At 34.0% G+C, this 21,474-nt stretch carries 15 protein-coding genes and 1 pseudogene; 12 read left to right on the forward strand and 4 right to left on the reverse strand.

The window, feature by feature from the left end; translation table 11 throughout:
- From HMPREF3270_RS11725 to HMPREF3270_RS11740, 4 genes and pseudogenes are all read left to right on the forward strand, one after another.
- A pseudogene (locus tag HMPREF3270_RS11725) lies at positions 1-248 on the forward strand (ornithine carbamoyltransferase subunit F); the annotation flags it as partial.
- 14 nt (positions 249-262) lie between these two features.
- Positions 263-1,195, forward strand: a complete 933-nt coding sequence (gene arcC, locus HMPREF3270_RS11730; RefSeq protein ID WP_002480072.1) for a carbamate kinase — start codon at positions 263-265, stop codon at positions 1,193-1,195.
- Positions 1,196-1,685: 490 nt separating this feature from the next.
- Positions 1,686-3,254, forward strand: coding sequence for a YfcC family protein (locus tag HMPREF3270_RS11735; RefSeq protein ID WP_031262850.1), 1,569 nt, complete (start codon positions 1,686-1,688; stop codon positions 3,252-3,254).
- Between the two features lie 2,238 nt (positions 3,255-5,492).
- Positions 5,493-6,722 carry a transposase gene (locus tag HMPREF3270_RS11740; protein ID WP_070849043.1) on the forward strand — a complete coding sequence of 410 codons (1,230 nt, stop codon included), beginning with the start codon at positions 5,493-5,495 and terminating at the stop codon, positions 6,720-6,722.
- A 35-nt stretch (positions 6,723-6,757) separates the two neighbouring features.
- On the opposite strand, the gene HMPREF3270_RS11745 is transcribed toward HMPREF3270_RS11740, so the two are convergent.
- Positions 6,758-7,096: a nucleotide pyrophosphohydrolase gene (locus tag HMPREF3270_RS11745; protein ID WP_023016206.1), complete on the reverse strand. Its 339-nt coding sequence runs from the start codon at positions 7,094-7,096 to the stop codon at positions 6,758-6,760.
- Positions 7,089-8,837, reverse strand: a complete 1,749-nt coding sequence (locus HMPREF3270_RS11750) for a DUF2075 domain-containing protein (RefSeq protein ID WP_070849045.1) — start codon at positions 8,835-8,837, stop codon at positions 7,089-7,091. Before HMPREF3270_RS11750 ends, HMPREF3270_RS11745 begins: the two co-directional genes overlap by 8 nt.
- A gap of 438 nt (positions 8,838-9,275) precedes the next feature.
- Between HMPREF3270_RS11750 and lpdA the strand changes: the two genes are divergently transcribed.
- From lpdA to HMPREF3270_RS11775, 5 genes are all read left to right on the forward strand, one after another.
- Positions 9,276-10,628: a dihydrolipoyl dehydrogenase gene (gene lpdA / locus HMPREF3270_RS11755; protein WP_057510287.1), complete on the forward strand. Its 1,353-nt coding sequence runs from the start codon at positions 9,276-9,278 to the stop codon at positions 10,626-10,628.
- 23 nt (positions 10,629-10,651) lie between these two features.
- Entirely contained in the window at positions 10,652-11,599 is a 948-nt protein-coding gene (locus HMPREF3270_RS11760) for a thiamine pyrophosphate-dependent dehydrogenase E1 component subunit alpha (protein WP_002480079.1), read from the forward strand.
- Between the two features lie 20 nt (positions 11,600-11,619).
- On the forward strand, positions 11,620-12,660 hold the full coding sequence (locus HMPREF3270_RS11765; RefSeq protein ID WP_061055124.1) for an alpha-ketoacid dehydrogenase subunit beta: 1,041 nt from the start codon (positions 11,620-11,622) through the stop codon (positions 12,658-12,660).
- An 18-nt stretch (positions 12,661-12,678) separates the two neighbouring features.
- Positions 12,679-13,932, forward strand: a complete 1,254-nt coding sequence (locus tag HMPREF3270_RS11770; RefSeq protein WP_060804636.1) for a dihydrolipoamide acetyltransferase family protein — start codon at positions 12,679-12,681, stop codon at positions 13,930-13,932.
- Between the two features lie 687 nt (positions 13,933-14,619).
- A complete protein-coding gene (locus HMPREF3270_RS11775) occupies positions 14,620-16,464 on the forward strand; it encodes a DUF262 domain-containing protein (RefSeq protein WP_070867265.1) in 1,845 nt (614 codons plus the stop codon).
- A gap of 381 nt (positions 16,465-16,845) precedes the next feature.
- Here the strand turns inward: HMPREF3270_RS11775 and HMPREF3270_RS11780 are convergent, their stop codons facing one another.
- On the reverse strand, positions 16,846-17,733 hold the full coding sequence (locus HMPREF3270_RS11780) for a hypothetical protein (RefSeq protein ID WP_070849051.1): 888 nt from the start codon (positions 17,731-17,733) through the stop codon (positions 16,846-16,848).
- Positions 17,734-18,038: 305 nt separating this feature from the next.
- Here HMPREF3270_RS11780 and HMPREF3270_RS11785 point away from each other — a divergent pair, with 305 nt between their 5' ends.
- The 3 genes from HMPREF3270_RS11785 to HMPREF3270_RS11795 all read left to right on the forward strand — a co-directional run bounded on the left by HMPREF3270_RS11785 (position 18,039) and on the right by HMPREF3270_RS11795 (position 19,964).
- The gene (locus tag HMPREF3270_RS11785; protein ID WP_060804644.1) at positions 18,039-18,872 is read left to right on the forward strand and encodes a DUF3100 domain-containing protein; all 834 of its coding nucleotides are present in this window, start codon (positions 18,039-18,041) and stop codon (positions 18,870-18,872) included.
- Entirely contained in the window at positions 18,856-19,314 is a 459-nt protein-coding gene (locus tag HMPREF3270_RS11790) for a hypothetical protein (protein WP_070626705.1), read from the forward strand. Before HMPREF3270_RS11785 ends, HMPREF3270_RS11790 begins: the two co-directional genes overlap by 17 nt.
- Positions 19,315-19,463: 149 nt before the next feature.
- Entirely contained in the window at positions 19,464-19,964 is a 501-nt protein-coding gene (locus tag HMPREF3270_RS11795) for a hypothetical protein (RefSeq protein WP_070849053.1), read from the forward strand.
- Positions 19,965-20,053: 89 nt separating this feature from the next.
- Here HMPREF3270_RS11795 and HMPREF3270_RS11800 read toward each other — a convergent pair.
- Positions 20,054-21,474 (reverse strand): SdrD B-like domain-containing protein (locus HMPREF3270_RS11800; RefSeq protein ID WP_176746752.1); only part of this gene is annotated, 1,421 nt, incomplete at its 5' end.

Here is a 21,474-nt window from a genome sequence, read left to right on the forward strand (position 1 = left end):
ACCAAGTAAACCAAGACATGATCGAAAAAACAGGTAACCCACGTGTTATCTTCGAACACTGCTTACCTTCTTTCCACAACACTGACACAACAATCGGTAAACAAATCTTTGATAAACACGGCTTAAAAGAAATGGAAGTTACAGATGAAGTCTTCGAAGGCAAACACTCTATTGTATTCCAAGAAGCTGAAAACCGTATGCACACTATCAAAGCTGTGATGGTTGCGACTCTAGGAGATATTGGATAAGGAGGACACAAAGTATGGCTAAAATCGTAGTAGCATTAGGAGGAAATGCCTTAGGCAATTCCCCACAAGAACAATTAAAGCTAGTGGAAAACACATCAAAATCACTTGTAGCATTGATTCAAAAAGGCCACGAAGTAGTCATCAGTCACGGCAACGGTCCGCAAGTCGGCAGTATCAACCTAGGATTAAACTTTGCGGCAGAACATGATCAAGGTCCAGCCTTCCCATTCCCAGAATGTGGTGCAATGAGTCAGGCGTACATTGGTTATCAACTACAACAAAGTTTACAAAACGAACTACACAATTTAGATATTAAGAAACCTGTTGTGACTTTAGTCACACAAACAGTGGTTTCTAAAGAAGACCCAGCATTTGAAAATCCAACAAAACCAATTGGTAAATTCTATGACAAAGATTTAGCAGATACAATTGCTAAAGAACGTAAATACACATTCGTAGAAGATTCTGGTCGTGGCTACCGTCGTGTAGTCCCTTCTCCACAGCCAATTGAAATTGTTGAGCTACCAAGTATTGAAGATTTAATCAATAACGGATCACTCGTTATTGCTGGTGGTGGCGGCGGTATCCCTGTTGTTAAAGACGACCGCGGCGACTTACACGGTGTAGACGCAGTAATCGACAAAGATAAATCAAGTGCGATTCTTGCGGCACACATCAAATCTGATAAGTTAATCATTTTAACTGCAGTCGATTATATCTTCATCAACTTCGGTAAAGAAAACGAAGAAAAATTAACTAAAGTCACTACTGCTGATATGGAAAAATATATTGAAGAAGGTCAATTCGCTAAAGGTAGTATGTTACCTAAAGTTGAAGCATCTCTTCAATTCATTGAAAAGAACCCAGAAGGCGAAGTACTCATTACTTCTCTAGAAAATCTAGATGCTGCATTAGAAGGCAAAGTGGGTACAGTGATTACAAAATAATTCGCTATTGATGGTAGGTAATGCTCAATAGATAGTGAATCATGACAGATATATTGATTATAAAAAGTGCCTGAACATGCTTGAACAATCTCACATTTGTTACAACTTGTTCAGGCCTTTTGTAAATATTTTGTTACATAATTTATATTCAAGTCCTATCATACACAGAATTTTGAATGAGCGGATCTCGCTGATTCAAAAAAATTTTACGCAAAAATAAAGAGTATTCTTACACTTTAATCTTTGATAACTTTTTTAAGTCCTGCGTTGGATAGCTTTTGAATATAAATTTAACAGCCGAAGAATGTCAAAGTCTATATATCTATCGATAGTCTCTATGACATTTGAAGCTGGAACCAATATATAAATAAAGCGTATGGGCTGAATAAAATGTATCTTGTCTTTTTTATCTGACATTCGAATATGATAACTGCATTTTTGAGATTCCCTTGCTTATAAGGAGATGATTATAATGGATCATGCAAATCAAATGGATGCTGCTAAAGAATCAACAGAGCCCCCTAAAAAGAAGAAAAAATTTAAACTTCGTATGCCTGGTGCCTTTGCCATTTTGTTCATTTTAACAATCGTTGCTGTTATTGCGACATGGCTGATTCCAGCGGGTGCGTATTCTAAATTATCTTATGAACCAGGGTCTGATCAATTAAAAATTGAAAACCCTCATAAAGAAATTAAGAAAGTGCCGGGAACCCAAGAAGAATTAGATAAAATGGGCGTCAAAATCAACATAGAACAGTTTGAATCCGGCGCAATTAATAAACCTATTTCTATCCCAGATACTTACGAAAGATTAAAACAAAATCCAGCAGGACCTGACCAAATTACAAGCGCAATGGTTCACGGAACAATTGAAGCCGTTGATATTATGGTATTCATCTTTGTACTCGGTGGACTGATTGGTGTTGTAAGTGCCAGTGGTTCATTTGAATCTGGATTACTTGCGTTAACGAAAAAGACTAAAGGTCATGAGTTTATGCTCATCTTCATGGTTTCTATTCTGATGGTACTTGGAGGAACCTTGTGTGGTATTGAGGAAGAGGCCGTCGCCTTCTATCCAATACTGGTGCCAATATTCATAGCAATGGGTTATGACTCAATTGTCTGTGTAGGGGCCATATTCTTGGCCAGTTCCGTCGGAACAACCTTCTCAACAATTAACCCATTCTCAGTAGTTATCGCCTCTAACGCTGCAGGTATTGCCTTCACTGAAGGGCTATATTGGCGTATCGCAGGTTGTATCATTGGTGCAATCTTTGTTATTGGTTACTTATATTGGTATACACAAAAAATCAAAAAGAATCCAAAAGCTTCTTACTCTTATGAAGACCGTGAGAAATTCAATGAACAATGGTCTGTTATGGGTAAAGATGCACATGCGGATCAATTCACTTGGCGTAAGAAAATCATTTTAATCTTGTTCGTTATCCCATTCCCACTTATGGTTTGGGGTGTAATGACTCAAGGTTGGTGGTTCCCAGTCATGGCCGCAATGTTCTTATCTGTAACGATTATTATCATGTTCATTGCAGGTATGGGTAAACAAGGATTAGGAGAAAAAGGAACAGTCGATGCCTTTATTAATGGTGCTTCTAGTTTAGTAGGTGTATCATTAATCATCGGTTTAGCGCGTGGTATTAACTTAGTTATGAATGAAGGATTAATTTCAGATACAATCTTGAAATTCTCATCTGACATCGTATCTCATGTGAGTGGTCCGATATTCATTATTATCTTATTGATTATCTTCTTCTTCCTAGGATTTATCGTACCATCATCTTCTGGTCTAGCAGTACTGTCTATGCCGATTTTCGCACCGCTAGCAGATACTGTTGGTATTCCAAGATTTGTTATTGTAACTGCTTATCAATTCGGACAATACGCAATGTTATTCTTAGCACCTACAGGCCTTGTAATGGCAACATTACAAATGTTGGATATGAGATACTCACACTGGTTCCGATTCGTATGGCCGGTTGTAGTATTCGTACTTGTATTCGGTGGTGCAATGTTAGTAACACAAGTATTAATCTACTCATAATTAAAACAAAATTAAATAGGTATTCTGAAGCAGAGATCTGAATAGGTCTCTGCTTTTACATTTATAATAGGAAGAAACTCATGATTTTTTAGCAAAACAGTAAAATTAGTGTATCTATCCAGTAAAAAAAGTGATAGTAAATGGATCGCTGAACAAGTAATATTTTATTACATTGACGAATAACAAATTTATGTATAAATAAAAGAGGCTCATCGCAAACAATTACGATAAGCCTCCACACTTATGAATGATAAAAAAATATTAAATTTAATGATTTTTAATGATACGCATCCAACATATCTTAAGAAATTCTACTTGATTTTAAAGCTGTGGTTTAAACCGCTGCAGTAATTCTCTTTTTCTCATACTGCATCAATTTAAACCCACCGATATGGTGTTTAATAATAATAGGGACACTAACTTTTTTACGCATCCTATTTGTGACGATTTCTCTCTCTATGTCTCAAATAAAAATTCATTTTCTTTTTCTCTCGAATTTTGTATTACAAATTTTCTATATCTCATTGTGATACGAACTTGTAAATAATAGTTGTATCCTTAAAGAAGGAGTGAATTTCTAATACCGATGTTTGTCTAACTGGATTTCTAACCAGAAATAATATAACCGTTATGCGAAAGATTGCCTTTCGTTAGTTATTTTTTTACCAGCTACAAACCTAATCGGTCAGGTCAATTGAATTACTGTGCTGTTAAACCTTCATGAAGTTCGATCTCTATTTATAAACTCAGCAATTCAATCTTGCACAGTACGCGCACCTTTCACAGCTGCAAATACAAATTGGACTTTGGCCTGTTTTTTTTCTCAATTTGTATCAAAGTTGGATTCCTTTTTTGAGAGGTGTTTGTCTTGTGCATGGCTAAATATTAGCATCATGTTTTTTGATAGTCAAGAAAAATCTTAAAATTTTTATAGATTTTTTTACAATCATTACGGTTTCATACAATTTCTTGGTGGTTATCACTATCATAAAGTAAAAAATGTTATTTTTCTAAAACCGCACCACAACAACGATTAAAGTAATTTAGCAATATCAAAAAAATCTTGAATTTGTGTTTTTCGAGTTTTAGTGTTGAAAAAACCTTTGTGGTTTACGATAATTTTTCACTATATATGAAGTAAAATATTATCGTGATTTTTTTAATAAAAGTTCTTTACTTATCAAAAGTTATCCTATATACTTTTTCTTGTCTTCAAAGCAAGACAAAGATGCTGTCATTTTCTTTTTTGTTTTGAAGCGCAACTTTTAAATTCACAACTTGATGACCCGCCCTTTTTGGGCGGTTTTTTGTTTCTAACAAAGCAAAAAGGCCAGACCATAAAGATAACTTTATGATCTAGCCCAATCAGAATAGAATGTCTAGTCTCATGCTAGAAACGGTTATGTAGCTTCTTGGAAAGACTACATGCTAAAATCTTAGCACTCCCCTATTTCTATTGTCAATCTAATATTTTAAATTTTAAATGAATGTAACCACGCTTTAATTTCTGATAAAAACATACATCTTCTTATCGTTTGCAATATATTCAATTAATCAAAAGAATGGTTAGCTTCTCATTGAATACATCAATCGTTTTAAAATCATATTAAGCAGCTATTTAAAGGCATTCAAACATTCTCTCTGTTTATATTCTAAGTCCTTTTTCATTGTTTGAAATTCAGTATTATCAAACTGTTTTATTATTTTATCGAAAAAAGTGTTTACAAAAATTAAAAAGCACTTTATAATTCAACTATCTCATTATCTCTCTTTGAGGTACATCACTTAAATATAACGCTATATCCAACTCACTTTATTTCATAGCGTTCAATACCATTTCCTCTTACGTTAATAGCACATTATTTTCCCTTTAGTCGACAATCGACATTGTAGTTTTATTTTCAAGTAATACTCTAATTGATTCACAAACTAACTGAACAACTTAGAAACACGCAATTGATACATAACACAACTCAATCTTGTTTAAGATTATCGCAGTTATTTCCAAATCATATTAATTTTAGACATCAGAGAAAGGAAATTTTAATATGCCATATTTTATCCAATACATACTCCCTATACATGAATTTACGAGTATCACAATTCATAACTTCAATCTTTACTTCCAACTGACAGGTGCGCGCTTATGAATAAGCACTACATGACTATAAATTAATTTATTTTCAATTTAGCTTACACATTATTAATTCAATGACATCCAGACAGGAGAATATTTTCATGACTCAATTTCATAAAGAACCGCACATGACCTACCCTATTTCAAACTTAGTTTCTGAAATCAAAGAAAGCAACATGGATATTGATTCAAAGAAAGAGTTGATTTCTTTAACACAACATCTTCATCATGAATATCCACTCAACGTAGTAAAAATATTACGTGACAATTATATCCCTATCTCAAACTTAACTACTGAGGCTTACCAACAAGGTTATCGTCTTAAAATGGGGCAACTGGATATCAACTTTCCTAAACGTCTGTTCACTGAATTCGAACCTTCTGTTGTCTTAAGTTATGCATTACCTGAAGCAGCGATGTGTATTTCATTGCTGGAAAATCATATTCATGGTTTAACACAAGGTTCAATTCATAATGCGCTCTATTATTTTTGGGGACACTCCATCACTGAATCTCACATCTCCCAGTTAAAAAATGTGTTGAGTCTTAAAACAAATACATGGCGCAAACGCATGCTTGATCGTACTCACTATCACTTTATTCATGCTCATACCCTTCAACTCCCTGTATTTGACGGTGCGCATATTGACTTTGCGAAACTCTATACAATCACTGGCATCAATGAATATGGATATAGAGATATTTTAACTTTGACTGTTTCTTTTGAAGAAGAAAATGTGGTTTGGACACAACTCTTCAATGAATTGAAAAATCGTGGGATGAACCCGCCTTTAATGATTTCTGCTGACCTATCACCTACTTTAATGAAAATATGTTCAGAACATTTTCCAACGATGAAATATCAAGTATGTTCTAGATCTATGAGAATTACGTTAAATGAAGCTTTTGAACGTGTCTTAAATACTGATGACTATGCTAAACCGCCAAAAGACGTTGCGAAACAAGCACGTCAACTGGTAGCTGCACTATTCGAGCCTAATACTGAATATCAAGTCAATGTCGAAATCAAAAAAGAATTAGAAAAAATAACGAAAGACTATCCAAGTTTTGAGGAAGGTATAAATTTATTAAATCAATACTTTGAAAGATGCTTTACGTATCTGACAATACCTGTCGCACCTAACTACAACTATGTACTGACAAGTAATAGCGCAGAACGTATCAATAAAGAAGTTAAGAAAATGAGTGAATGCCCTTATATTTATGCGAGCCCAGAATCAGCAGAGCTGGCGATTTCTTGTTTTATGAAACATTTGGAGTTCAACAACTTCTTTAAGCGAATAAAGCTTAAAAACAGAGAGCTCTATTAAATAATTAAAGGACTGCGATAAGCAGTCCTCACATGTTATAACTCTGTATATTTTTTATTTGAATCTTTAGCTTTCTCTACTGGATACTTAATCGCATTTTTCTTCAACTTTTCGCGGATAATATCATCAATATTCATCTCTAAGTTATCCGCAATCATATAACTGTATATCAGGACATCTGCCAACTCTTCAGCGATACGCTCACGCTTTGTCTCGTTGACTTCTTCAGGCTGTTTCCACTGATACAGTTCTAAAAGTTCAGATGCTTCAAGTGATAAAGAAATTGCGAGATCTTTTTCATTATGATAAGGTCTCCAGTTTCTCGCATTACGAAAATCATTAATTTCTTGGATGAGTTGTTCTGTATTATTCATGGTCTATACCTCCATTAGCGGCACGTTTAAGTTCATTTTGTAAAGCTTCATCTACTGCGTAAATATATAAGCCGTTGACGCCGCGTGTTAATAAGACGTTTAATTCATTCTTAAGCAATTCTTCTGTGAATTTAGCTTTAGTGTTATCTGAGAGCGTTCTATTTCTAGTTGCTTTTTGATTATAACTCTCTGAACCGTCAAAAATAATTTTACCATCTCTAAATTTAACAGATGGACCAATAATCACACCTGCATAATTTAAATCGAAGCCTTGTACGGTAAATGTTGAACCTACTTCATCAATAGTTTGACTTTGTTCAGGCCAAGATAAAGATTTTTCTCGTTTACTAACTTTGAGTTGACTGTTCCAAGGCATGCTCCATTCACCAATACGTACACGCCAATAATCCGCGTCTTCAGGTGCTTTACTATTATACTTCCAGTCATACGTTGCGAGTAAACGTGAAATACCAGAGTCTTGAGATTGAGCTTTATTTCGTATTGCTTGTTCTAGCTGCTTAGGTTGATCAAATATTTTAATATCATACTTATCATCTTCAGGAATATTATCAATGGTTTGTTTATCTATGAGGCGACGAATCCAATCTACAGTATCTTCATTACTATTGATGCGCATTTGATTATTAAGATGTATGTGATTGTTATTTGCTTTAGTTTCTGACACCAATTTTTCTAACTGGTCTGCTTCTATCACTTGTTCAGTACTTAAGATTTGGTTTCTATCAAATACCGCAATAACTACTTTTGCTCGGGCAATTAAATCTTTCAGTTGGTTTTGTCCACGGTAAGATTGCTTACCTTGTGTCCATAATAAGTGCGCTTCATCTACAATGATTACATCTACTTTATCCTCAGTACTGCGCTGATTAATAAAGCTGGTAGGTTTGTTTACTATCGCTTGTTTTTTATTCTTTGGATTATACAACCCTAATTTCTTCGCAATTTCTTGATAAACTTTTAATTGTTCATCATGATTGACTAACAAATACACACTTAAAGGTTGGTTATCATTTTCTTCTAACAACATACGTTTTAAATCAAAGAATAAGCTGCTCATTAATACAGTTTTACCTGAACCCGCTTCACCTTCTACCAACACCAGCTGTTCTTCTAAGTTATTATGTAACGCTACTTTAATCTTACCCGTTATCGCTTCTTTAGCTTTATTTTGTTCCTGAGTCAATTTATGAAACGGGGAAGCTTTGAATATCGCTGAATCTCTAATAATACTTTCTACTGGGAACAAAATATTATTCTCTTTATTCAACTTCTTCCAAATATCCGTAAAGATATCATCTAATTGATCAGCTGTATAATAATCGTTTTGTTGGTTTGCTCTCTTATTATAGATGTATTCAATGCTATCAACACTTGATAAATACTGCATCAAACGATTCTCCACATCTAACGTTAGAGATTTATTGAAATAGCGATGACCAATCACATACATAGTCGACGTTAACGACAACGAAAAATCTGCCCAATAAGGTACTGTCTTCGCATCCGTCAATAAATGCTGAGAAGTACGCTCCTTAATATCAGCTGTCTCCCCTACATACACCTTAAAACCCTTTTGCTTATCATCATTAATGATATAAACCGTAGGATACTTCAACAGATACTTCGAATCCTCAGAGCCTTCCCATACGTCCACAAAATGATTTAAATCCTCCATTGAATACTTTATTTGTTTAATTATCGGCTTTCTTTTCCTATTCATTTTAATCACCTAATACACCATTAATATTGTAGTAATTAAATACTACACACCTGTTTAAGATAATTATAAGTGTCAGTGAATAGGAAAACAATAAAACCACCATACGATTCAGCTTCCAAAATACATTTATACACAATGTATTGTTCTTTCATGTTCTTTTAATACCGTTCTCTTTAATTTTAGCCTTTATATACTGATTCTCATTTTATAAACAGTAATTACATATCAGTTGTAATTTTTAATCGATGAATGCTTCTAACTTTAATACTAATCATTGATTTATCACAAATTGCTACTCAATATTCCTGTAAATTTTTAGAGTTGCACATATTTATTTGAATATTTAGAAAATATTAAGTAAAATGAGAATAAACTAAGTAAGCGCTTACATAGTGAATGTTTACTTGTTTTCATCTTTTATATTAAGGGGGCGATAATTTGAAACAATATGACTTAGTTGTTATTGGCGCTGGCCCTGGTGGTTATGTTTCTGCTATTCGAGCAGCACAATTAGGTTTAAAAGTAGCTATCGTTGAAAAACAGTATTTTGGGGGAACCTGTTTAAACGTTGGCTGTATACCATCCAAATTATTATTAGAATATGGTAAAAAAGTTCAAAACATTAACATTGCTGACTCTTGGGGAATACACACTGAAAATTTAGACATAGATTATTCTAAATTGCTCTCTAGATCGAAGACAGTAATTTCTCAATTAACTGGCGGTGTTGAGCATTTACTTAAACAAAACAAAGTTGATCAGATTAAGGGTGAAGCAATTGTAAACGAAGACTTAACCATTAAAGTTGATCAGCAAACCATCCAGGCTAAAGACATTATTCTTGCAACTGGCAGTACTCCATTCGTTCCTCCTATCTCTGGACTAAAAGAAACAAACTATCACACTACAGACACTATCTTCAAAATCGAAAAACTACCAAAGCAATTAGCAGTAATTGGTGGTGGCGTTATTGCTACAGAAATCGCATCATCAATGGCTGACTTAGGTGTTAAAGTGACAATTATAGAAGTCGCTGATGATATCTTACTCACTGAAACTAAAGAAATCCGCTCCGTATTAAAAGAACATTTAGATTCTCAAGACATTACAATTTTAACGCAATGCACAATTGATAAGGTTACCCAAGATCATATCCAATTAAAAGATCAAAAAAATATTAACTTTGATACCCTGCTTGTCGCGACTGGCAGAAAACCGAACCTTCAAGTCATTAATGAACTCAATATCGAAAAAGATGAAAAATCATTTTTAAAGGTTGATACAAATTATCAAACTAGCATCCCACACATTTATGCCGTTGGAGATTTAGTAAATAGTTATCAGCTTGCTCATGCTGCGAGTGCTGAAGGAATCATGGCAACAGAAAGTATTGCTGGTTTAAAACCTAAAGCAATTCAAAATGAAATGATTCCACGTTGTATCTATACGCGTGTGGAAGCCGCTTCAGTAGGATTATCTCAAGAGCAAGCAGAAGAACAAGGTTATAAAGTTAAAACAGTCGAAGCTCAATTCCAAAGTAATGCTAAAGCTTTGATTGAGGGAGAGACAGATGGTTTTATTCAACTCGTTATTGATACTCAATATAGTGAAATATTAGGTGGTTTTATTACCGGGCCTAATGCTACTGAGTTAATTGGTGAACTGCTAGGTGTAAAAGTATCTGAAGGAACAATAGAAGAATTATCGCAAGTGATTCAACCTCACCCTTCTCTTTTAGAAGTAATGGGAGAATCTGCAGATAGTTATCTAAATAAAGCAATTCATAAATAGCTATTTTTAAGGGGGAATTAGTTATGAATAAAGAAGAAGCACGCTGGATCTATAAAACAATGAATGAAATCCGTGAATTTGAAGACAAAGTACATGAGATATTTGGCAAAGGAGAAATCCCTGGATTCGTGCATCTATACGTTGGCGAAGAAGGTGTCGCAACGGGTGTAATGGCTTTATTAGAAGATGATGACTATATCACGAGTACACACCGAGGACACGGACATGCTATTGCTAAAGGTTGCGATTTAAACGGTATGATGGCTGAAATCATGGGTAAGCGAGACGGCTTAGGCCATGGTAAAGGTGGCTCAATGCACGTGGCAGAAATAGATAAAGGTATGCTCGGTGCCAATGGTATTGTAAGTGGCGGTTTCGGCTTAGCAACTGGTGCTGGTATTTCTTTAAGAAACCAAGGCAAAAATAATGTTGCTGTATGCTTCTTTGGAGATGGTGCAGCAAACGAAGGAAACTTCCATGAAGGCTTAAACTTCGCTTCGATTTTAAACCTGCCTGTTATCTTCGTTTGTGAAAACAACCAATTTGGTGAAGGTACTACACATAAATATGCAAGTGCATCAGAAACAATTGCTGAGAGAGCTTCAGCTTATAACATGCCCGGTGTTTATGTAGATGGAATGAATGTAGTGGAAGTATATGATGCAGCTAAAGAAGCTATCGAACGTGCTAAAAATGGTGAAGGTCCTACGCTTATAGAGTGTGATACTTATCGTAAGTATGGACACTTTGAAGGCGATGAACAAAAAGTAAAATCAAAAGAAGACCGAAATGCTGATCGTAATCCAACTGAAGAATTCCGAAAATATGCCATTGAAAATGACTTGTTAACTGAAGATGAAGCAAATGAAATTGAAACAGCTGCGAAAAAAGCTGTAGAAGATGCAGTAGAATTTGGTGAAAATAGTGAATTACCAGATTTAGATTCTTTATATAAAGATGTATTTGCATAAGCTTAAAGGGGGAACTGACAATGGGAGAAGAACGTAAAATCACATTTATGAAAGCCGTAAACGAAGCAATGGATATTGCGATGGAACAAGACGAAAACGTTATATTAATTGGTACTGATGTAGCCGGCGGTGCAGATGTAGATCACTTACAAGATGATGATTCATTCGGCGGTGTATTCGGTGTTACAAAGGGATTAGTTAAAAAATATGGACGTAATCGCGTAATCGATACTCCTATCGCTGAACATATTACTTTAAGTTCCGCAGTTGGTGCTGCTGCAACAGGCTTAAGACCTGTGGCAGAATTAATGTTCAATGATTTTATCGGGTTTGGACTTGATCCTATTTTAAACCAAGGTGCAAAAATGAGATATATGTTTGGCGGTAAAGCCAAGATTCCAATGGTAGTTAGAACTGTCCATGGTGCTGGCGCTGGTGCCGCTGCGCAACACTCACAAACACTATATAATATTTTTGCTAGTATTCCTGGTGTTAAAGTAGTAGTCCCTTCTAATCCATATGATGCTAAAGGATTACTTTTAGCAGCGATTAAAGACGATAATTTAGTTGTTTACTCAGAAGACAAAACATTACTAAGTATGAAAGGTGACGTCCCTGAAGGAGACTATATTGTTGAGATTGGAAAAGCTAATGTCGTACAAGAAGGCGATGACTTAACAATTGTAGCAATAGGAAAAATGGTACAGACAGCTTTAGACACTGCTGAAAAGTTATCTGAAGATAATATTTCAACTGAAGTCATCGACTTACGCTCAATTTCTCCATGGGATGAAGAAGCGGTATTAGAATCAGTAAAGAAAACAGGTCGTTTGATTGTGATAGATGAATCTAATCCTCAATGTAATATAGCTGGAGATGTCGCTTCAGTAATTGGTGATATTGGATTCGATTACTTAGATGGACCTATTAAAAAGGTTACTGCTCCAGATACACCTGTACCTTTCGCTCAAAACTTAGAACAAGCATACATTCCAAGTGTAGAAAAAGTATTAGATGTAGCTGATGAACTAATTGCTGATTTAAAGAAAGTAAAATCTTAAGTTAAGGGGGTGGATAAAATGAGCACAAATATTATGATGCCTAAACTAGGCATGACAATGAAAGAAGGAACTGTTGAAGAATGGCATGTACAAGAAGGTGATTCAGTAAATAAAGGTGACATCATCGTTTCAATCAGTTCAGAAAAATTAACACAAGATGTTGAAGCCCCTGCTGACGGAACTATTATAAAAATCACTACTCAAGCCGGTGAAGAAGCGAAAGTCAAAACACCTATTGGGGTTATAGGAGAAAGCGGAGAGACTGTTGAAGAAAGTGAGCAAGAAAACAGTTCAGAAAAAGATGAAACTTCTGAAGAAAAAGATGTGAATTCAAATGATACTAACGAGTCTCCATCTCCTAAAGAAGTTAGTGCTACTCAAAATAAAGGAGAACGTATATTCATTTCTCCTCTGGCACGCAATATGGCAGATAAAAACAATTTAGATATCTCTCGTATCGAAGGCACAGGTGGAAATGGAAGAATTACTAAACTTGATATACAGCGTGTTCTTGAAAATGGATTAGATAAAGAGAGTCAAGATACAACTGATACACCTTCTGCTGCTTCTGTTCCATCTTCTACTGCAGGAGAAGGATTAAATCCAATACGTAAACGTATTGCTCAAAATATGCGTCAGAGTCTCGAACAAACAGCACAACTTACTCTGCACCGTAAAGTTAATGCTGATCCATTATTATCATTTAAAGAAAAATTAGCTACAGAGTTAAGTAATGCTGGACAAGATGTGAAGTTATCTATCACAGCATTGCTCGCTAAGGCTGTAGTATTATCACTAAAAGAGTATAAAAAAATTAATGTCCGCTATGAAAATGGTGAGCTTCAAGAATTTGATGAAGTACATCTAGGTATTGCGACATCATTAGATGATGGACTGATGGTGCCTGTGATTAAAGAAGCGGATAGTAAAAGCATCGGTGCATTAGCAAATGAAATTAAAGATTCTGCAGAAAAAGTACGCAATGGTGAAACTAATGATGTTGTCTTATCTGGTGCTACATTTACGATCACTAATATGGGTACAAGTGAGATTGAGTACTTTACTCCAATTTTAAATGTGGGTGAAGCGGGTATCCTAGGTGTTGGTGCTATGCAATCAGAAGTTGTTATACAGGATGGCAATGTAAAGCAAATTCAACGTTTACCACTCAGTCTAACATTTGATCACCAGTTATTAGATGGTGCTGATGCTGCAGAGTACTTAAAAATGCTTGCGAAGTATATCGAAAATCCATATTTGTTAATTTTATAGAACATGAATAAAATCGGAATTATCATGAGTATTTACGATAATTCCGATGCTTTTTTATTTAATTGGCGTTGCAACATTATTTACTAGTTCATCTAGCCCTCATATATTATCTATTCCATTTGTGTCTAACCATTTTATTACATTCTCTTTAGATACATTATATGCTTCTATCGCTCCACTTCATGTTGCTTTTCCACAAAGCATGTCATTAAATCTAGACCCTTATTCACTTTCAAACAACAATGTTTCCTTATATGATTGAATTATTACTCCTATACTAAATATATAAATTTAATACTTCATTTGATTAATCATCTAATTTCTTAAACTGTTTATATTAATCGCCTAACACACCATCAACATTGTAGTAAGTATACACTAAACCCCTCTTTAAAATAATTATAAATGTCTGTGAACAGTAGGAAATAAAATCGCTATACAAATATGTATAAATAATAATATGTTTACAAATAGTGTTTTAACTTCCTTGATCTAACTCATCTAAATAATTAATAACTAGTCGTCAAATCTATGCTTATATTCATAACAAAATATAGTATTGCTTAACCCTTAATGATATGATTAATATAAATTAAGTTTATTTATCGTAAAATTTTGAATCACAAATTACGTACTAGTTTTAAAGGGTTTTTAATAAATAATAGTAACTCGAGGAGAGTGGATAAATTGGGATATAGAATTGAAACACGTACTTTTGAAGAATTGCAAGGCAAATTAAATTTACCGAACTTCCAAAGAGCACTTGTATGGTCTAATAACCAAAAAAAAGAGTTTTTTTATACTCTTAAAGATGGATTTCCCTTTGGTTCTATTTTGTTGTATGAATACGAAAGAGAAAAAACTAAAGATAATGAAAATAGATACAGTTTAATAGATGGACTACAAAGATATTCTACAATGTTGGATTTCAAAGATAATCCTACAAACTATATTGAATTTGATGAATTTGCTGAAAGAATAGCTAGACTTTATAAAAATGCATCTAAAAGTACCACTAACGAAGTTGTGAATTTCTCTAAAGATACTTTATTAGAAATAGTAAAACAAAATAACGATCCTAATTCACCAAATACAAGAGCAACAGCTCTTTCCAAGAAAGTGATAGACAAATTTCCTGCTTTAGATGACCAAGATATACGTGATGAAATAACAGAAATTCAACAAGAAGTCACTGAATTTTTTAATAACCAATTAAATATTAGCAAAGTCAAGATACCATGCATTATTTTTGAAGGTGATGAAACACAACTTGCTGAAGTTTTTCAAAGATTGAATAGCGGCGGGAAAAAATTATCAAAATATCAAGTTTTTGCAGCTCATTGGGATAAATATAATATTGAATTAAGTAAAGCTGAGTATAGTAATAAAATTTTGGATAATATTATTGATAGATATGAAACTTTGAATAATGATCGGGGCATACTTATTGAAGATTTTGACCCTCAAGAGATGAGAAATAGTCGTGAAATTAACTTATCCGAATTTTGTTATGGTTTAGGTAAAATACTTGCTGAAGAATTGTATATCTTCTTTGATAAAATAAGTGAAGACATATGTAACGAATTAGGTTTTCAAACTATGTTAATGATATTTGATATCCCGACCTCTAAAATGAATACTTTACCTCACTTCCATAAATACTTAAAAAACGGTAATAATATAGAAGATATGGTTAGTAAAATTGTAGGTGTGTATAAAATCATTAACAATAAATTCGACAATATATTTACTTTGTCATCTTTAACAAGAAAGAAAAAACATGAAACAAAGTCATTTACCCGTTTACAAATCATGTCATTCTTCGCATCATTATGGCAAGTTTCATATTCGCTTATACTTGATGAAACAAAAGATAGTTTATATATAAAAGAAAAACAAGGAAGAAAAAAAGAGCGTCAGAAAATTTTAGATAATATTGTTAGCTATTCTATTTATGACATCATAAGAAATTACTGGTCTGGAACCGGAGATAAAAAGTTAATGGATATTTATATAAATAAAAACAATAGATATTCAAATGCATTACCAAAAGAAATTTTTATGAATGAACTACTTCGTTGGAACGACGAAAGTATAAATAAATCTAGCGTAAATATCCAATCTGACGAAAAAATGATAATATCATGCATTGCAAATACTCACTCTGATTTTTATAAAGGTCTAAATGATAACTTTGATTATGAACATATTTTCTCAAGAAAGTTATACAATAAACATAAAAATAATCATTTAATACCGGCAGGTGCTTTAGGTAATATAATGCTATTAGATGAAGGCTCTAATCGTAAAAAGAAAGAAAAATTTCTGTATGAAATTTTTAATTTAGATAATATTAATAAGGAAGATACTCACGAATATAACTACATAAAATACAGTAGTTATCCTGAAAAACGAGTTATAGACAAAATAGAATTTGATCTAGTAGCAGGAGAATATGATTCTCTTATAAATATGATTAAAACCAGAGGAGATTTAATTATTAAAGAGCTTACTAATTCTTTATATTCATAGATCTTACTTCTTATCTTCTCGTCACTACTTTTTAAACTATTTTTTATTAAATAGAATAAGTCATGCATCTATATGAGTCATACAGGTATGCATGACTTACTTATTTCTATCGATAAACTTATTAATCATTTATAACAATTAGCGAATTTGCCCTGTCTCTTACCATATTTTTTACTACTAATTTGCTAATTTTATACATACATTAATATTTTATACAAAACAATTTACTTCACTTAACTATCTTACTTTTATCCATGTTCACTTACTTAATAAAAATTTCTAATAGTATACGTAAGCCTTGAATCTCTATAACTCGTATAGAAGTTCAAGGCTTATTTAATATTTATAGATCTAACTACTCATTCATAAAACAATATTCCACTATTCTTCTTTAAACCAATTGGAGATTTCTCCTCTTCTCGCAGCAAACTTCATCTTTGAAATTGAACTATTCTTTATAACTACAGTATATCTATAGCTTGTTTCTACTAGTTTAGCTATGTTTTTTAATTCTTCTGGTTCTTTTCCATCTATCCCTAAATATCTAGTGAATACTATAAAATATCTATCCGTAGGCAAAACTTCTTTAGCTTGATTTACCATGTATTCAATAAATTGATTAATTATAACTGTTTCCTCTACGCTATTTTCAGTTTCTCTTTCAATAAACCTCAGTTTATTATCTATGAATTCATCTTCTTTAAGATTATCCATTTCTTCATCTAATGATATTTGGTTATAAACACACATTCCCATGAACTTTTTTAAGTTGAATAATTGCTTTTCAGAAACCCCAATCTTCTCCCTCAACAATGCATCTAACTTATCTTCATCCAGAAAGTGATTTTGCGACATTAAACGATTCATATAATTTATCTGTTCTTTTTCAAACGTGGGAATTTTATATGAAGATTTGTGATCATCTATATTCTTTCTGACATAATACTGAACTCTGAAATACTTATCATATTGAAAAGAGCTTTCATTATCTAAATTAAACTTTTCCATTATATTGAGCAATCCTTCATATCCATATGATACTAAATCTTGCTTTTCTAAAATCGTTTCTTGTATCTGTAATATATTTTGTTCAACCACTTTATCAACAGTATGGTGATTCAGCATAATGAACTTGTTTGCCCAATACTCTTTTTCCTTCTCATCACACGTTCTCCAATTTTTTATACATTCGATACTCTGAACATTTATTTCCTCTTTTGTAGATCGATCCATTACATTCCTATTTCTATCTTTTGATGTTGTATTCATTTGTTGTCCTTCTTTTCTATATTTTTTAGAACGATTGATTTAAAACCTGCTTCAATTTCTACAATATGAACGCCTACCTCTCACATTTATTTTTATCACTCATAAACTACTCTCCTTTTTCTATACATTTATCAGCATGGAAATGCGAACATACAAATTATACATGCTTTTGCTCTACATTTTGTTTACCAAAAAAGCAAAATAAGTGTCATTTACCTCTTCACTTTCTATATGTTTAACGTTACAATGAGTTCATTCACACAATTTTCTGATTATTACAATAATTATTATAGGAGGAGATAACTATGAATCGAAGACAACACTACTGGAAAGATTGGCGATTACATGTCTTAGTATTAGCCATTGTTGTGATTTGTGAATTAATTGGCCCATTCGATATTCCATTAGGGGTTACGTCTATTTTATTATTACCTGTAGTTTATGGAGTTGTCTTAGGTTTATTAGCTTATTTCACTCCTTTGGTTGGTAAGAAACAAGCCAAAAACTCAGAGCCTATGGTATTTATTTCTGTTGCTATTTTAATTGCGAAATTTGGTACTGAAGCAGGACCTGCACTTCCTAAAATTATCGCAGCAGGCCCAGCATTAGTTTTACAAGAGCTTGGTAACTTAGGTACGATTTTCCTTTCTTTGCCGTTGGCAATTATGCTTGGACTACGTCGTGAGGCTATCGGTATGACACACTCTATTGGTAGAGAAGCAAACATGGCGTTAATTACAGAAAAGTTCGGAATTGAATCACCAGAATGGCGTGGTGTCATGTCTATGTATATCTTCGGAACAATTTTCGGTGCGATATTCTTTAGTATCTTTTCAGGTTTGATCGCATCCATTATACCTTTACATCCATTAGCTTACGCAATGGCGACTGGTGTTGGTAGTGGCGTTATGTCAGCTGCCGCAGTTGGTCCTATTATTGAAATGTTCCCAAGCTACGCTAGTGATATTAAAGCATTTTCAGGAGTCAGTAACTTATTAACATCAGTAACTGGATTATATATGGGTATCTTAATCGCATTACCATTAACAATTCGTTACTACAATGGTGTTATGAAGGTTAAAGCTAGACTACAAAAAAGTACAAAAGGAAAGAGGGATATTCATGAAACTCACGTCTAATATTATCAACTGGTCTTTGACGCTTGTTGTTGTGGGACTTATTGCGTTAATTAGTAACTGGATTGGCCAAGACATTATGCCTTCAAAAGCTGTTCCAGGTGTTCTTGCGTTAATGGGAATCGCTTTAGTCGGTATGATTCTTCAACAGCTTATCCCTCTTAACATTCCTAGTATTGCTTATATTGGTGTACTTGGATTAGTACTTACAATTCCTGGTATGCCGACGGCACCTTATATCGTTAGTTGGACACACAATGTAGAATTAATGGCATTAGCTACACCAGTTGTTGCATATGCTGGTATTTCAATCGGTAACTCTTGGACTGACTTTGCAAAATTAGGTTGGAAAACAATCGTTGTAGGTATGGTCATTCTAATGAGTACATATGTCGGTTCAGCCGTCGTAGCTCATATTGTGTTGAAGATACAAGGTATTATTTAACTTATAAATACAAGTTTACTGAATAGGTAAAGGAAGTCGATTGTGCCGTCGACTTCCTTTTTTTATACTAATTTCTAAGTAATAACATCTACTATGTTTATTACTCAAATTAAGCTGCGTCACAATAAATATAGAGAGGACTTGAGATAATGAAAGTCACATACGTCGCAATATTTTATAAGAATAATCCGAAGCTTGAAGGCCAATACTTCTTTGTAGATTTCGATGTAGAATCACTACATGAAGTACTTCCTCCAATCGAACTCCTATCTCCTGAAGATTGCTTAGGCTTCGCCCTAGCAAAGTATAAAGAACTCGGCATCCCCTTACCTGAACCCTTCTCCTTTGATTTAATCTTTCTTAATGACACTTACTATTATGAGAAAAGAGCAATCACTATTGAACTCAATGAATACACTGGAACTAAGAAACGTAAACCCAAAAAGTTTATTCCTGAATGGCTCTACCGTTTTGAAATGGGCGAAGATGAAAAGTTTCGAAGAAAACGAGAAAGAGATTGGCAAAGAAAAGCTATGGATGAACTAATGAATACAGAATTTGAAGGTGCTCACGTTGGCTTTATGTCAGGCAAGCCTTGGTTACCACAAGCAACAGAAGTAAGATACGAAGAAATTTATGACTTAGAATAAAAAAATGCCTCCAAAAGCCTTCACATGATGTGAGCTTAAGGAGGCATTACTTATGCATTAAAACCTATTCAAAGTATTACTGCGATACATTATTTATGATCTTTTGTTTCTTTCTTACGACGATTAAATAAGAATACACTACCTAATGCCGCGAATAATGTTCCAATTAAACCTGCATTTGTACCTTCTTCACCTGTTTCTGGTAAAGCTTTATCTTTAGAAACTTTTGGAGCTTTTTCCGGTTGTTTTTCAGATTTAACTACTTTATGAGGGGCTACATCATCTTTTGGTGCTTTAGGTGGTGTAGGTTGACCAGGTTCTGATGGTTGTTCTGGTGTAGTTGGTACTTCTGGTTTATTTGGTTTTTCAGGTTTTTCTGGTACTTCAGGTACTTCAGGTACTTCTGGTTTCTCTGGCACTTCTGGTACTTCCGGCTTCTCTGGTTTTTCAGGAACTTTTGGTTCTTCCGGTTTCTCAGGTGTGATTGGTTTTTCAGGTTCTACTACTGGTTTATAGAAGCCACTGTCGATTGTGAAATCATCCGCATTATCTACAACGACTTTGGCTGTTCTACCGTCTGAGTCTAATGCTTTGTCTCCTACATTCACTTTAGTTGCTTCGTAACCTTTCGGTGTGTCGAATGTTACTGTGTATTCACCATTGTATAATCCAGTAAATTGATAAATACCGTTTTCATCTGTCACTGTTGTTTCTGTGCTGCCGTCTGGCTTAGTTAAAGTAACTGTTACGCCTGAAATGCCTTTTTCATTTGAGTTTTGAACACCATCTTTGTTGCTGTCTTCCCACACTTTATCTCCGATAGTGTATGTTGCTGGAACTGGTGTTGGTTCTACTACTGGTTTATAGAAGCCGCTGTCGATTGTGAAGTCATCCGCATTATCTACTAAAACTTTAACTGTTTGACCGTCTGAATCTAATGCTTTGTCTCCTACATTTACTTTAGTTGCTTCGTAACCTTTCGGTGTGTCGAATGTTACTGTGTATTCACCATTATATAATCCAGTAAATTGATAGATACCGTTTTCATCCGTTACTGTTGTTTCTGTGCTGCCGTCCGGCTTAGTTAAAGTAACTGTTACGCCTGAAATGCCTTTTTCATTTGAGTTTTGAACACCATCTTTATTACTATCTTCCCATACTTTGTCTCCGATAGTGTATGTCGCTGGAACTGGTGTTGGTTCTACCACTGGTTTATAGAATCCGCTGTCGATTGTGTAATTATCTGCATTGTTGATTACGACTTTCGTTTCTAAACCGTTTGAATCTAATGCTTGATCACCAACATTTACCTTAGTTGCTGTGTAACCTTCTGGTGCAGTGAATTTAACTGTGTATTCACCGTTTTCTAATCCAGTAAAATTATACTTACCTTCAGCATCTGTCACAACTGATTCTGTTGTACCATCTGGTTTAGTCAGTGTCACTGTTACGCCGGCGATACCTTTTTCATTTAAATTTTGGATACCGTCTTTGTTGCTGTCTTCCCAGA

It is taken from the genome of Staphylococcus sp. HMSC65H10, assembly GCF_001839185.1.
Lineage (GTDB): Bacteria > Bacillota > Bacilli > Staphylococcales > Staphylococcaceae > Staphylococcus > Staphylococcus simulans.